Source organism: Pseudomonas sp. BF-R-01 (genome assembly GCF_019946615.1).
Taxonomy (GTDB): Bacteria; Pseudomonadota; Gammaproteobacteria; order Pseudomonadales; family Pseudomonadaceae; genus Aquipseudomonas; species Aquipseudomonas migulae.
This window is the reverse complement of sequence record NZ_JAGYFX010000010.1, coordinates 13,142-27,388: the sequence shown is the minus strand read 5'-3', so window position 1 is coordinate 27,388 and position 14,247 is coordinate 13,142. Positions and strand designations below refer to the sequence as shown.

Genomic DNA, 14,247 nt, shown 5'->3' with positions numbered 1-14,247 from the left:
GAGCCGGCTTGCTGGCGATGGCGGTGTGTCAATCAATATAAATGGTGCGTTGTAAACCGCTATCGCCAGCAAGCTGGCTCCTACAGGGGGCGCGGCATCATTCGGGACTGACGATTACCGGCGGGATGGTTTCTGGCGGATCTTCACGCGGTGGAGGGGTAGTGCCCGGCGGGTCCTGCTCGGGTACAGGCTGTGGCTCAGTCGGCGGAATGGTCGGTTGGTCGATGTTCGGATCGGGCGTTTCTGCCGGGATTGGAATACTCATCGTTGAAGCCTCCAGTGGCACATGGCGCAAGTCGTGCTTAAGTGTGTTGACCACTTCGTGCAGGAATTGATTCCACCGGATACCCAGGCAAATCCCCGTGAACTTTACCGGCGCCGATCGCTCGGAACTTAAGTGAGTTCATTCCGGGGCCGCTGGCCTTGCGCGAATGACGACCAGGTACAAGAGCGTCCATGGGGCGTGAAGGAGAGATGCTCGATGACTGCTGAGAAACCCACAGAGCTCAACTACAACCCTCATATGCCGCTGTCGCAGGCATTACTGCTACCGCGCATCGCGATCGAAAACACCATGCCGACCCTCGATGGCGGGCAATTCGCCGTTAAAGCGGTGGTGGGGCAAGACGTGGTCGTTACCAGCAAAGTCTTCGCCGACGGTCATGACAAACTGGCGGTCCGGGTCCGCTGGCGCGCCGCCGACGATGAAGTCTGGCAGAGCGACGTCATGGGCGAGTTGGGCAACAACGGTTATCAAGGCCAGTTCCGCGTCGACCGCCAGGGCCGTTATGTGTTCTGCATCGAAGCCTGGGTCGATCAGTTCGCCAGCTTCTGTTATGAGCTGGAAAAAAAGTACACGGCCCGGGTGCCGGTCAGTCTTGAGTTGCAGGAGGGGCGCAATCAGGTCAAGCAGGCGGCCGAACGCACTGAAGGACCACTCAGCGAAGCGCTGGCCGCGCTGCACCATGAATTGTCCGGGTTGCTCGAAACCGAGCAGGTCGCACTGTTTTTGCACCAGCGTAGCGCTGACCTGATGGCCGAGGCCGATCACCACGCTTTTTTGAGCCTGAGCGCCGAGTATCCGCTGGATGTCGAACGCGAGCTCGCGCAGTTTGCCAGTTGGTATGAGTTGTTCCCGCGTTCGATCACCGATGACCCGGCCCGTCACGGCACCTTCAACGACGTGCATTCGCGGCTGCCGATGATCCACGACATGGGGTTCGACGTGCTGTATTTTCCGCCGATCCACCCGATCGGGCGTAGCTACCGCAAAGGCCCGAACAACTCGCTCACCGCTGGCCCCGACGATCCGGGCAGCCCCTATGCCATTGGCAGTGAAGAGGGCGGGCATGAGGCAATTCATAAGGAGCTGGGCACCCGCGAAGACTTCCGTCGGCTGGTGGCTGCAGCGGCTGACCATGGCCTGGAAATCGCGCTCGACTTTGCCATCCAGTGTTCCCAGGACCATCCGTGGCTCAAACAGCACCCCGGCTGGTTCAACTGGCGCCCGGACGGCACCATCAAATACGCCGAGAACCCGCCGAAGAAATACCAGGACATCGTCAACGTCGACTTCTATGCGGTCGAGGCGATCCCCAGTCTGTGGGTCGAGTTGCGCGACATCGTGGTCGGCTGGGTCGAGGAGGGCGTGAAGATCTTTCGCGTCGACAACCCGCACACCAAACCGTTGCCGTTCTGGCAGTGGCTGATCGCCGATGTGCGGGCGCTGTACCCGGAGGTGATTTTTCTCGCCGAAGCCTTCACCACGCCAGCGATGATGGCGCGCCTGGGTAAGGTCGGTTATTCGCAGAGCTACACCTACTTCACCTGGCGCAACACCAAGCATGAACTGTCGACGTACTTCACCGAGCTCAACGAATCGCCGTGGCGCGAATGCTACCGGCCGAATTTCTTCGTCAATACGCCAGACATCAACCCGGCGTTTCTGCATGAGTCGGGGCGCGCCGGTTTTCTCATCCGTGCGGCGCTGGCGACCATGGGCTCCGGGTTGTGGGGCATGTATTCCGGGTTCGAACTCTGCGAAGCCGCGCCTGTGCCGGGGAAGGAGGAATACCTCGATTCCGAGAAGTACGAGATCCGCCCAAGGGACTTCAATGCGCCCGGCAACATCATCGCCGAGATCGCGCAGCTCAATCGCATTCGTCGGCAAAACCCGGCGCTGCACACGCATTTGGGGCTAAGGGTCTACAACGCCTGGAATGACAACATTCTGTATTTCGGCAAGCGCAGCGCCGATGGCAGCAATTTCATTCTGGTGGCCGTCAGCCTCGATCCGCACAACGTTCAGGAAGCGAACTTCGAATTGCCGCTGTGGGAAATGGGTTTGTCCGACGACGCCAGCACCCAGGGTGAGGATTTGATGAACGGGCATCGCTGGACCTGGCACGGCAAGTACCAGTTCATGCGGATCGACCCGGCGCATCAGCCGTTCGGGATCTGGCGCATCACCGTCTAAACGCAGGACTTGTAGGAGCCAGCTTGCTGGCGATGGCGACGGGTCAGTCAACGGAACTGTTGAATGCAAAGCGCTATCGCCGGCAAGCCGGCTCCTACAGGGAAATCATCGCGTCGGAGGACTGTGTACGGCCCAGCGACCTTCTCGAACTCAACAGGAGTTTCAAATGGCGAAGAAACCCAAGGCAGCCACGTTTATCAAGGACCCGCTCTGGTACAAGGATGCGGTGATCTACCAGGTTCACGTAAAGTCTTTTTTCGACTCCAACAACGACGGGATCGGCGACTTTCCCGGCCTTATCGCCAAACTCGATTACATTGCCGACCTCGGCGTCAACACCATCTGGCTGTTGCCGTTTTATCCCTCACCACGACGCGATGACGGTTACGACATTGCCGAATACCGCGGCGTGCACCCCGATTACGGCACCATGGCCGACGCCAAACGCTTTATCTCTGAAGCGCACAAACGTGGCTTGCGGGTGATTACCGAACTGGTCATCAATCACACCTCGGACCAGCACGCCTGGTTCCAGCGTGCGCGCAAAGCCAAGCCCGGCTCGGCCGCGCGGGACTTTTACGTCTGGTCCGATGACGATCAAAAATACGACGGCACCCGCATCATTTTTCTCGACACCGAGAAATCCAACTGGACCTGGGACCCGGTCGCCGGTCAGTATTTCTGGCACCGCTTCTATTCCCACCAGCCGGACCTGAACTTCGATAACCCGCAGGTCATGAAAGCCGTGCTCTCGGTCATGCGCTATTGGCTGGACATGGGCATCGACGGTTTGCGTCTGGATGCGATTCCGTACCTCATCGAGCGCGACGGCACCAACAACGAAAACCTGCCCGAGACCCACGATGTCCTCAAGCAGATACGTGCCGAAATCGACGCCAATTATCCCGACCGCATGCTGCTGGCCGAGGCCAACCAATGGCCGGAAGACACCCAGTTGTACTTCGGTGAAACCGATAAAAAAGGCCTGAACGGTGACGAATGCCACATGGCGTTCCACTTCCCGCTGATGCCGCGAATGTACATGGCGCTGGCCCAGGAAGACCGTTTCCCGATCACCGACATTCTGCGTCAAACCCCGGAAATCCCGGCCAACTGTCAGTGGGCGATTTTCCTGCGCAACCACGATGAGCTGACCCTGGAAATGGTCACCGACAAGGAGCGCGATTACCTGTGGAATTACTACGCCGCCGACCGTCGAGCGCGGATCAACCTGGGGATTCGCCGTCGCCTCGCGCCGCTGATGGAGCGTGATCGTCGTCGCGTGGAATTGCTCAATAGCCTGTTGCTGTCGATGCCCGGCACGCCGACGCTGTATTACGGCGATGAAATCGGCATGGGCGACAACATCTACCTCGGCGACCGCGATGGCGTGCGCACGCCGATGCAATGGTCGATCGACCGTAACGGCGGGTTTTCCCGCGCCGACCCGGCGAGCCTGGTGCTGCCGCCGATCATGGACCCGCAATACGGTTACCTGTCGGTCAACGTCGAAACCCAGGCCGGCGACCCGCATTCGCTGCTGAACTGGACCCGCCGCATGCTCGCGGTGCGCAAGCAGTCCAAGGCCTTCGGTCGTGGCACCCTGAAAATGCTGTCGCCGAGCAACCGCCGGATTCTGGCCTACACCCGTGAATTCACCGGGGCCGACGGCAAGCACGAAATCATCCTGTGCGTGGCCAACGTGTCCCGCAGCGCGCAAGCGGCAGAGCTCGACCTGTCGGCCTACGTCGGCATGGTGCCGGTGGAGATGCTCGGCGGGAATGCGTTCCCACCGATTGGTCAGCTGAATTTTCTCCTGACCCTGGCACCGTACGGTTTCTATTGGTTCGTGCTGGCAGCAGAAAACCAGATGCCGAGCTGGCACGTCGAACCGGCGCAAAGCCTGCCGGATTTCACCACGCTGGTGCTGAAGAAACGTATGGAGGAACTGCTCGAAGCGCCGTCCCGTGGCACGCTGGAGCAGAGCATCTTGCCGAGCTGGTTGCAGAACCGGCGTTGGTTTGCCGGCAAGGACGCTGCCATCGACAAGGTCAACCTGGCCTACGGCGTGCGTTTTGGAGATGCGCAGCATCCGGTGCTGTTGAGTGAAATCGAAGTCACCAGCGGCGACCAGACCAGTCGTTACCAGTTGCCGTTCGGCTTCATTGCGGACGATCAGGTCGGGCCGGCATTGCCGCAGCAGCTGGCGTTGTCGCGCGTGCGACGCGGACCGCAGGTGGGTTTGATCACCGATGCCTTCAGCCTCGAACACTTCATCCGCGCCGTGCTCTCAGCCATGCAGGGCAACACGGTGTTGCCTTCCGATGGCGGCGAAATCCGTTTCGAGCCGACTGCCGCACTGGCCGGCCTGGGGCTGACGGCGGAATCGGAAGTGCGTTACCTGTCCGCCGAGCAGTCCAACAGTTCGGTGGTAGTGGGCAAAACCATGGTGCTGAAGCTGATCCGCAAGATCGCCTCGGGCGTGCACCCGGAACTGGAAATGAGCGCGTACCTGACCAACGCAGGCTTTGCCAATATCTCGCCGCTGCTGGGCTCGGTGGTTCGCCGCGACGTCAAGGGCGAAGACAATCTGCTGATGATCGCTCAAGGCTATTTGAGCAATCAGGGCGATGCGTGGGAATGGACGCAGAACAACCTCGAACGGGCGCTGCGTGATGAACTGGCCGACGCGATGTCCGAGCAGGAACAGCATTACAACGCCCTCGGCGAGTTGAAAGACTTCGCCGCAATACTTGGTCAGCGTCTGGGTGAAATGCACCTGGTGCTGGCGGCGTCTACCGACGACCCGGACTTCGCCCCGCACGTCACTACGCAAAAAGACGCCCTGGCCTCGGCCAAGGATGTCGCGGCGCAACTGGAGCACGCGCTGAAGTTGCTCAAACAGCATCAAAGCGAACTGAACCCGGCGGACAAAACCCTGGTCAGCCGTTTACAGGACAACAAAAAAGCCATCCTCGCCCACGTCCAGGAACTGGGTAAAAAAGCAGTCGGTGGTCTGCGGATTCGTGTCCACGGCGACTTGCACCTCGGGCAGGTGCTGGTGATCAAGGGTGATGCGTACCTGATCGACTTCGAAGGCGAGCCGGCGCGGCCACTGGCCGAACGGCGCGGCAAACACAGCCCCTATAAAGATGTCAGCGGCGTGTTGCGTTCCTTCGACTACGCTGCGGCGATGACGATCAACGTGCACAACGCTGATCACACCGCCGATGTGCAGGCGGCTCGCCAGCGCGTTGCCGATCGCTATTTAAGTGAAGCGCGACAGGCATTTGTCGACGCTTATCGGCTGGCGGCAGCTAGTCTTGCTCATGCGTGGCAAGATCCGGAAGGCGAGGACGCCGCGCTGGCGTTGTTCGGTCTGGAGAAAGCGGCGTATGAGGTGGCCTATGAGGCAGAGAATCGGCCCACCTGGTTGCCCGTGCCGTTGCACGGTTTATATGGATTATTGAGTGGGCTTAAACCCTTTTCCGATCTTGGTGGAGAGTAGTCATGAGTTTCTCGAACAAGGAACAGGGTCACGCTAGAGAGGCGTTACTGCCCAGATCCCGGGACATCGATGCGCTGGTACGCGCTGAACATCACGACCCCTTTGCAATCCTCGGCCCCCATGGCGATGGTGCTGGCGGGCAATTCATAAGAGCTTATCTGCCTGACGCGCTGAGCGTGCAGGTGCTGGCCAAGGACTCCGGCGAAGAACTCGGCAGCCTTGAAGCCACCCAGACGCCGGGGTTGTTTGTCGGGCATTTCGAGCACGCGCAGCCGTACGTGCTGCGCACCCGTTGGGCCGGTGGCGAACAGGTGTCCGAGGACCCTTACAGCTTTGGCCCGTTGCTCGGTGAAATGGACTTGTACCTGTTCGCCGAGGGCAATCACCGCGACTTGAGCAGTTGCCTCGGTGCGCAGCTGAAAAACGTCGACGGCGTCGACGGCGTGCGTTTTGCCGTGTGGGCACCCAACGCCAGACGGGTGTCGGTGGTCGGCGATTTCAATAACTGGGATGGCCGCCGGCACCCGATGCGCTCGCGTCACCCGACCGGTGTCTGGGAAGTGTTCATCCCGCGCATGCAGGCAGGCGAGGCTTACAAGTACGAGATCCTCGGTGCCCACGGCATTCTGCCACTCAAGGCCGATCCGATGGCCCTGGCCACCGCGCTGCCGCCGGACACCGCGTCGAAAGTTGCCTCACCGCTGAGCATCGAATGGCAGGATCACGCGTGGATGCAGGCACGCGTCGAGCGTTCACAACCAAGCGCGCCGCTGTCGATCTACGAATTGCACGCCGGCTCCTGGCAGTGCGAACTGGACGATCTGGGCGAAGTCGCGCGCCAGTACACCTGGCACGAACTGGGTGAACGGTTGATCCCGTACGTGAAAGATCTGGGCTTCACCCACATTGAGCTGATGCCGATCATGGAGCACCCGTTCGGCGGTTCGTGGGGCTATCAACTGCTCTCGCAATTTGCCCCAAGTGCGCGCTACGGTTCACCGGATGACTTTGCCGCGTTCGTCAACGCCTGTCACCTGGCCGACATCGGCGTCATCCTCGATTGGGTGCCGGCGCATTTCCCGACCGATGTCCACGGCCTGGCGCAATTCGACGGCACCGCGCTGTACGAATACGGCAACCCGCTGGAAGGTTTCCACCAGGATTGGGACACGCTGATCTACAACCTCGGACGCACCGAAGTGCACGGCTACATGCTGGCGTCGGGGTTGCACTGGCTCAAGCATTTCCATGTCGATGGCCTGCGCGTCGATGCGGTGGCGTCGATGCTGTATCGCGATTACTCGCGCAAGGCCGGCGAATGGGTGCCGAACCGTCACGGCGGGCGGGAGAACCTTGAAGCGATCGACTTCCTGCGCCACCTCAACGACGTGGTCAACCTCGAAGCCCCTGGCGCACTGGTGATCGCCGAAGAATCCACCGCGTGGCCAGGCGTGAGCCAGAGCACGCAGCAGGGCGGCCTGGGTTTCGATTACAAATGGAACATGGGCTGGATGCACGATTCGCTGCATTACATCCAGCAGGATCCGGTGTACCGCGCGCATCATCACAACGAACTGAGTTTCGGCCTGGTATACGCCTGGTCCGAGCGCTTCATCCTGCCGATCTCCCACGACGAAGTGGTCCACGGCAAACACTCGCTGATCGACAAAATGCCCGGCGACCGCTGGCAGAAATTCGCCAACCTGCGCGCGTACCTGAGTTTCATGTGGGCGCATCCGGGCAAGAAGCTGTTGTTCATGGGCTGCGAGTTTGGCCAGTGGCGCGAGTGGGATCATGATCAGCAGCTGGATTGGTACTTGCTGCAGTACCCGGAACACCAAGGTGTGAAGACATTGGTCGGTGACCTGAATCGGCTGTACCGCGAAGAACCGGCGTTGCATGAGCAGGACGACGTGCCGCAAGGGTTCCAGTGGCTGATTGGCGATGACGCGATCAACAGCGTTTATGCGTTCCTGCGCTGGAGCAAGGATGGTCGGCCGGTGCTGGTGGTGGCCAACTTTACGCCGGTGCCGCGTCAGGCTTATCGCATTGGCGTGCCGTTTGCGGGGCGCTGGACTGAGGTGATCAACAGTGATGCGGCGACGTATGCCGGTTCGAATTACGGGAATAGCGGCGGGGCGTCTACCGAGGAAGAGGCGAGCCATGGGCAGGCGCTTTCGCTGGTGCTGAATTTGCCGCCGTTGGCGGTGTTGATGTTGCGGCCGGAGGGGTGATCTGAAACCGCGTCGCTGCCATTCGCCGGCAAGCCGGTCTCGCTCCCACAGGGGTCACGCTGTACCTGTGGGAGCAGCGGTGCGACGACCCGACTTGCCCGCGATGGTGTCAGCCGGGACAACGCATTTCTTGAAAACCGACGCTCACCAACGCATCCGCACACCCAAACTGCCAATCAGCCCATTCAAATCATTTTCATCCACACTGCTGCTGTAATCGGCGCTGACATACAGGCTAACGGCGGGAGTCACTCTGGCCACCAGGCCCAAACCCACTTCGACCGTCGATGAATAGCGGCTGGTGCTGATCTTGTCGACTTGATCCAGGGTCACGGTATTGCCGGTGTACACCGTGTGCCACAAGTTGGTCCGCACATACGGTTCGACCCCGAGGCCGTTGATGTCGTAGCTACCTTTCAACCGTGCACCGACCCGACCGCTCCAGGATGTCAGGTCGCTGGAGGAAGCATTACCGGAACCGGCGTACGGGGTGTCCAGGGTGATGCGCTGATTGATCAACTGAGCCTGGGGTTCGACCACCCAGTTGTCGCCCAGACCAATCGGAAAGCCGCCTTCCACCGAGAAGGTGACTGCGCTGCCTTCGGTGGCTTGTCGGGCTCCCTGTTCATTACGACTGAAGCCGTTGACCCGACCGCCACTGGCCGTCAAGTCGACGTGCCAGCCCTGTGGGCCGGTCAGGCTCCAGTAGGCGCCGAGGCTCTGGCCTTGCAGGTTGAGGGTGTCGGTGTTGGGGTCGGCAAGGGCGCGACTGGTCAGCAGGCCGTTGCTGTTGCCTTGAAACTGGCTCATCCCGCCGATCAGCCCGACCTGCTGGGTATGGCCGCTACCGCTTTGCAGGGTGAGGATCGCCGGGCCTTTGAATTCGTTGGCGCCAGGAATGCTGAATCCCTGGGACAGATAATCGGTTTGTGCCTGACGCGATACCTGTCCATAGAGCTGATCCCAGGCCGAGGGCGCAGCGTCTTCGATGGTCAGGTGTGAACTTCGCAGATCAGGGTTGGCGCTGAAGCGGCCGGGGTAGTTGGTAGCGAGCGAGGGCAAGGTGAGCACCGGGACCTCCTGGTCATACCAGGGGGTTGTTTCTTCCTCGGCAGGCGAGGCCTGCACTTCCATGGATGAACACAGCAAGAGTGAACTCGACACTGTGCAAAAAGTAACTTTGATCTCTTGTGGGGTGAATGAAGTTTTCATGGAGGTCTACCTTGCAGTCGCATGTGGTATCTCGCTCTGGCGTCTCTCCTACCCCTGATTGAGGGGCGACCGAATGGACTGGGGCAAGCCGCTGGCGGCCCGTTTTGACGGGTGTCTGGGGGTTGCTCCGGGTGGTACTTCCGGGGGTAGTAACGTCAAGTCAAGAAGACCGATGGCGTCGCGTCAAGAAAATGAACGATAAGCGGTATGTCTAATTTAGCCGTTGCAACTGATTGTTTTTTGGCGCTTATCTAAGTTCTTGTTTGTACGAAAAATCATCGTGAAAGTATTGTTCCAGAGGCGTTTGAGCAGCCGACGGTCGGTAAGAAAGTCGATGTGAACGGCGAGATTCACGGGCGCATCCCTTAGAACATTACTGTCAATATCAATGATGCCTGACGGATCATGCCTGAAACACTAAAGACGCACTTCCACCGCCAACGGCAAATGATCCGACAGATGCGTCCACGGCTTGCTGCCCAATATCCGCGGCTCATGGCTGCTGGCATTGCGCAGATAGATCCGGTCCAGGCGCAGTAACGGAAACCGTGCTGGGTAGGTTTTTGCCGGGCGACCATGGTGGCGCTCGAAGGCTTCGTGCAGGTAGTCGTGGCGGGCGAGGGCGGCGTTGCCTTGTAGCTGCCAGTCGTTGAAGTCGCCGGCGATGATCACCGGTGCATCGTCGGGTAAAGACTCGAGCAGTTGGCAGAGTAACTGGAGCTGCAATTGACGATGACTTTCCAGCAGGCTCAGGTGTACGCAAATCGCGTGGACTTCGGCGTGGCCCGGTACGTCGAGCAGGCAATGCAGCAGACCGCGGCGTTCGGGGCCGGTGATCGAGACGTCGAGGTTGCGGTATTCGCGGATCGGGTATTTTGACAGCAGCGCGTTACCGTGGTGACCGTTGGGGTAGACCGCATTGCGGCCGTAGGCGAAATCGCTCCACATGCTGTCGGCGAGGAACTCGTATTGCGAGGTCTGCGGCCAGTTGTTGAGGCGGGAAGAATGGCGTTCGTGTTCACCGACGACTTCCTGCAGGAACACCAGGTCGGCGGACGTACTGCGTACCGCTTCACGCAGTTCCGGGAGGATGAAGCGTCGGTTTAGCGCGGTGAAGCCCTTGTGGGTGTTGACCGTCAGTACTCTGAGTCGATTAATCGCCGGCGGCGTGTTCAATGGCGTCGATTCGACGGTCTGGCGCTTGGAATCACTGGTCACTTTGACTCCTCTGAATCAGACTGGCTTATGTATGCGACTGATGCGGGGGCGGGCAGTTCAGTTTGAGCGGGCGCTGCGGTCCGACTTGCCGGCGATGGCGTCTTCAAGATTAGCGCAAGGTTCAAGGGCCCCATCGCCAGCAAGCTGGCTCCTACAGGGGCGGGGGTAAATTCAAACCTGTGATCGACACAACCTTGTAGGAGCTGGCTTGCCGGCGATGGCGTCTTCAAGATTAGCGCAAGGTTCGAGGGCCTCATCGCCAGCAAGCTGGCTCCTACAGGGGTGGGGGTAATTTCAAACCTGTGATCGACACAACCTTGTAGGAGCTGGCTTGCCGGCGATGGCTTCCGCAAGAATAGCGCACGGTTCAAGGGCCTTATCGCCAGCAAGCCGGCTCCTGCAGGGGGTGTTGGTTTAGACGAAGACGATTTCATAGGGCAACCGCATGCGTTCCAGCAGCACCCGGGGCAGCAGCGGGGCGATACCGATGGCGGGTTCGCCGTCGAGCTGGCTGGCGTAGGCGTGGGTGGCGTGGCTTTTGCGCGCGACGGTCCAGGTGTCGAGGCGAACCTTGCGGGCGCGGTGCCACGGGATCAGCCCTCGATCACGCGAGGGCCAATGCCACGCCCAGACTGGCACTTCGTTGAACGCAGCACCGACCGAGGCGGCGGCTTTGGCACTGGCGCGGCCGACGACGTCGTGGTCGACATTGCCGTCCTCGCTCCAGGTGCTGAACACCACATCACCAGGCCGCAAGTACCGCGCGATGAATTGAGTCAACTGAAGTTCGCGCTCGGCCAGGGCGTTGTCGGTGAACCCACCGCGAATCCACTTCAGGCTGTGCATCGGCAAACCGAGGCGGCGCAAGGCTTCGACGCTTTCCTGGGGACGAAACACGCTGAGGCGTTTCTCCGACCATTGCTGTGACCCCGGATGGCTGGCGCTGCCGTCGGTGATCGAGATCAATTGCAGGGGATGGCCCAGAGCGCTGAGTAATTGCAGCAGTCCGCCGCAGGTCACGACTTCATCGCCGGGGTGCGGCGCGATCACCACGGCGCGGGCGCCGGGCGGGACCAGGGTCTGGGTGTTGATGACGGGAATGTTGTCGAGCTGAGGCGCGTTGTTCCAGATCTGTGCAGTAAGGCTGCTGTCGCTGATGGAAACGGATTTCATCGGGCTACGTCCTTGTTCTAATTGATAGCAATGTGCCGCTCTCCGAACCCTGGATTGCCGCGAGCAGAGTATTGCTCAAGTCACGCTATTCGTCGCGTCGATGTTCCCACCGGTGCATATTTTTCTCCGGGCTGTGCCAGATCGCGCAATTTTCGCTGGAGTCGCTCCCGTATCCGGCCGCTGCCTGGCCATGTAGAAACCTCCGTAAATTCATTTCACTCTTCTTCCTCACGCTGCAATTCGAACAGCAGCAGCGAACGGCCGGTGACCGAATATTCATGGCCGAACTCGAAGCGCTCCTGACCGCGGATCGATGGCTGATTGGTGTCGACCATGCAGGTCCAGAACCTGCCATCCGGCACTTGCGGCAAGGTGAAGTTGACGATGTCGTGGTGCGCGTTGACCACCAGTAGCAAGGTGGCGTCACCGCCCTTGCGGCGAATCCCGGTTTCCTGGGCTCGGCCATCGAGCAACATGCCGAGGCATTTGCCGTGGGATTCCTCCCATTGTTCGGTGCTCATCTCGCTGCCATCCGGCGCCAGCCAGGTGACGTCCTTGACGCCGATGTCCTCGTTGTAATTGCCCACCAGGAAGCGCCCGCGTCGCAGGATCGGGTAGGCCAGGCGCAACTTGATCAGGCGTTTGACGAACTTCAGCAACGCCTTGCCATCTTCGCTCAGGTCCCAATTGACCCAGCCGATTTCACTGTCCTGGCAATAGGCATTGTTGTTGCCGTCCTGGGTGCGGGCGAACTCGTCACCGGCCACCAGCATCGGCGTGCCCTGGGACAGCAGCAGGGTGGCGAAGAAGTTGCGCATCTGCCGCTGGCGGAGCGCATTGATCTCCGGGTCGTCAGTCGGGCCTTCGACGCCGTGGTTCCAGGACAGGTTGTTGTTGCTGCCGTCCTGGTTGTTCTCGTCGTTGGCTTCGTTGTGTTTTTCGTTGTACGACACCAGGTCGTTGAGGGTGAAGCCGTCGTGAGCGGTGACGAAGTTCACCGACGCGTAGGGCCGCCGACCACGCTGATTGAACATTTCACCGGAGGCAGTCATCCGGCTGGCGAAGTCAGCGAGTTGGCCGTCGTCGCCTTTCCAGAACGCGCGCACGGTGTCGCGGAATTTGTCGTTCCATTCAACCCAGCCCGGTGGAAAGCGACCGACCTGATAGCCACCGGGACCAATGTCCCACGGCTCGGCAATCATTTTCACCTGGCGCAATACAGGGTCCTGGCGGCAGGCAACGAGAAAGCTGTGACGTTCATCGAAACCGTCGTGGTAGCGCCCGAGAATGGTCGCCAGGTCGAAGCGGAACCCGTCCACGTGCATTTCCGACGCCCAGTAACGCAGGGAGTCGGTGACCATTTGCAGCACGCACGGGTGACTCAGGTCCAGGGTGTTGCCGGTGCCGGAATCGTTGATGTAGAAGCGCTTGTCGTCGGGCATCAAGCGGTAATACGAGGCGTTGTCGATGCCGCGCATCGACAGGGTCGGGCCCTGTTCGTTGCCCTCGGCGGTGTGGTTGTACACCACGTCGAGAATCACCTCCAGATTGGCTTCGTGCAGGTGCGCGACCATTTCCTTGAACTCGGCGATCTTTCCGCTGGCCAGGTAGCGCGGGTCCGGGGCGAAAAACGCGATGCTGTTGTAGCCCCAGTAATTGGTCATGCCTTTGTGCAACAAGTGCTGGTCATTCACGAACGCGTGAATCGGCAGCAATTCCACGGTCGAAACGCCGAGCTTGCGGATGTGTTCCAGCATGTCATCGACCATCAACCCGGCGAAGGTGCCACGCACGTTCTCGGGGACGGACGGGTGACGCATGCTGAAGCCGCGCACGTGAGTTTCGTAAATGATCGTTTTGTCCCATGGCACGCTGACGCGATGGTCGTGGCCCCAGGTGTGCGCCGGGTCGATCACCTTGCATTTCGGTACGAACGGCGCGCTGTCGCGTTCGTCAAAACTGAGGTCGGCGTCGGGGTGGCCGATGGTGTAGCCGAACAGCGCTTCGGACCACTTCAACTTGCCGACCAGTTGTTTGGCGTAGGGGTCGATCAACAGTTTGTTGTGATTGAAGCGATGCCCGTTGGCCGGGTCATACGGGCCATAAACACGGTAGCCGTAGATCAGCCCCGGATGAGCGTCGGGCAGGTAGCCGTGGTAGATCTCGTCGGTGTATTCCGGCAGTTCGATGCGCTCCAGTTCAACTTCGCCGGCGTCATCGAAGATGCACAGTTCGACCCTGGTCGCGTTGGCGGAGAACAAGGCGAAGTTGACCCCCAGACCATCCCAGGTGGCGCCCAGCGGGAAGGGCAGGCCTTCCCGGATTCGCGAAGCCTCGGCCTGAGGTTCTGGCGCGGCTTTTTTTGGACTGGTCATAGATGCTCCTACAGGTTTATCGGGGGCGAACGCGCCCACGGTGGCGAGAGG

Annotated in this window: 8 protein-coding genes; 3 read left to right on the top strand and 5 right to left on the bottom strand. The window is 60.2% G+C overall.

The genetic code is table 11. The features are described from left to right. Positions 1 to 97 precede the first annotated feature (97 nt). On the bottom strand, positions 98 to 265 hold the full coding sequence (locus KGB27_RS06550; RefSeq protein WP_192227263.1) for a hypothetical protein: 168 nt from the start codon (positions 263 to 265) through the stop codon (positions 98 to 100). A gap of 216 nt (positions 266 to 481) precedes the next feature. Here KGB27_RS06550 and KGB27_RS06545 point away from each other — a divergent pair, with 216 nt between their 5' ends. From KGB27_RS06545 to glgB, 3 genes are all read left to right on the top strand, one after another. Then, positions 482 to 2,476, top strand: coding sequence for an alpha-1,4-glucan--maltose-1-phosphate maltosyltransferase (locus tag KGB27_RS06545; RefSeq protein WP_223553634.1), 1,995 nt, complete (start codon positions 482 to 484; stop codon positions 2,474 to 2,476). A gap of 166 nt (positions 2,477 to 2,642) precedes the next feature. Beyond that, entirely contained in the window at positions 2,643 to 5,984 is a 3,342-nt protein-coding gene (gene treS / locus KGB27_RS06540) for a maltose alpha-D-glucosyltransferase (RefSeq protein WP_223553631.1), read from the top strand. A 2-nt stretch (positions 5,985 to 5,986) separates the two neighbouring features. Further along, positions 5,987 to 8,218, top strand: coding sequence for a 1,4-alpha-glucan branching protein GlgB (gene glgB, locus KGB27_RS06535; RefSeq protein ID WP_008035616.1), 2,232 nt, complete (start codon positions 5,987 to 5,989; stop codon positions 8,216 to 8,218). A gap of 144 nt (positions 8,219 to 8,362) precedes the next feature. Here the strand turns inward: glgB and KGB27_RS06530 are convergent, their stop codons facing one another. From KGB27_RS06530 to glgX, 4 genes are all read right to left on the bottom strand, one after another. Beyond that, positions 8,363 to 9,430, bottom strand: a complete 1,068-nt coding sequence (locus KGB27_RS06530; protein ID WP_008041049.1) for an autotransporter outer membrane beta-barrel domain-containing protein — start codon at positions 9,428 to 9,430, stop codon at positions 8,363 to 8,365. A gap of 417 nt (positions 9,431 to 9,847) precedes the next feature. Further along, entirely contained in the window at positions 9,848 to 10,648 is an 801-nt protein-coding gene (locus KGB27_RS06525) for an endonuclease/exonuclease/phosphatase family protein (protein WP_008041048.1), read from the bottom strand. Between the two features lie 414 nt (positions 10,649 to 11,062). Continuing rightward, complete coding sequence (locus KGB27_RS06520; RefSeq protein ID WP_192227257.1) at positions 11,063 to 11,821, bottom strand: PIG-L deacetylase family protein; 759 nt, start codon at positions 11,819 to 11,821, stop codon at positions 11,063 to 11,065. A 215-nt stretch (positions 11,822 to 12,036) separates the two neighbouring features. Continuing rightward, positions 12,037 to 14,196, bottom strand: a complete 2,160-nt coding sequence (glgX, locus tag KGB27_RS06515; RefSeq protein WP_223553629.1) for a glycogen debranching protein GlgX — start codon at positions 14,194 to 14,196, stop codon at positions 12,037 to 12,039. Positions 14,197 to 14,247 lie beyond the last annotated feature (51 nt).

Excerpts from the sequence above, each read along its gene's own strand:
- glgX (WP_223553629.1), bottom strand. The coding sequence starts at position 14,196 with ATGACCAGTCCAAAAAAAGCCGCGCCAGAACCTCAGGCCGAGGCTTCG.
- KGB27_RS06520 (WP_192227257.1), bottom strand. The coding sequence starts at position 11,821 with ATGAAATCCGTTTCCATCAGCGACAGCAGCCTTACTGCACAGATCTGG.
- glgB (WP_008035616.1), top strand. The coding sequence starts at position 5,987 with ATGAGTTTCTCGAACAAGGAACAGGGTCACGCTAGAGAGGCGTTACTG.
- treS (WP_223553631.1), top strand. The coding sequence starts at position 2,643 with ATGGCGAAGAAACCCAAGGCAGCCACGTTTATCAAGGACCCGCTCTGG.
- KGB27_RS06550 (WP_192227263.1), bottom strand. The coding sequence starts at position 265 with ATGAGTATTCCAATCCCGGCAGAAACGCCCGATCCGAACATCGACCAA.
- KGB27_RS06545 (WP_223553634.1), top strand. The coding sequence starts at position 482 with ATGACTGCTGAGAAACCCACAGAGCTCAACTACAACCCTCATATGCCG.
- KGB27_RS06530 (WP_008041049.1), bottom strand. The coding sequence starts at position 9,430 with ATGAAAACTTCATTCACCCCACAAGAGATCAAAGTTACTTTTTGCACA.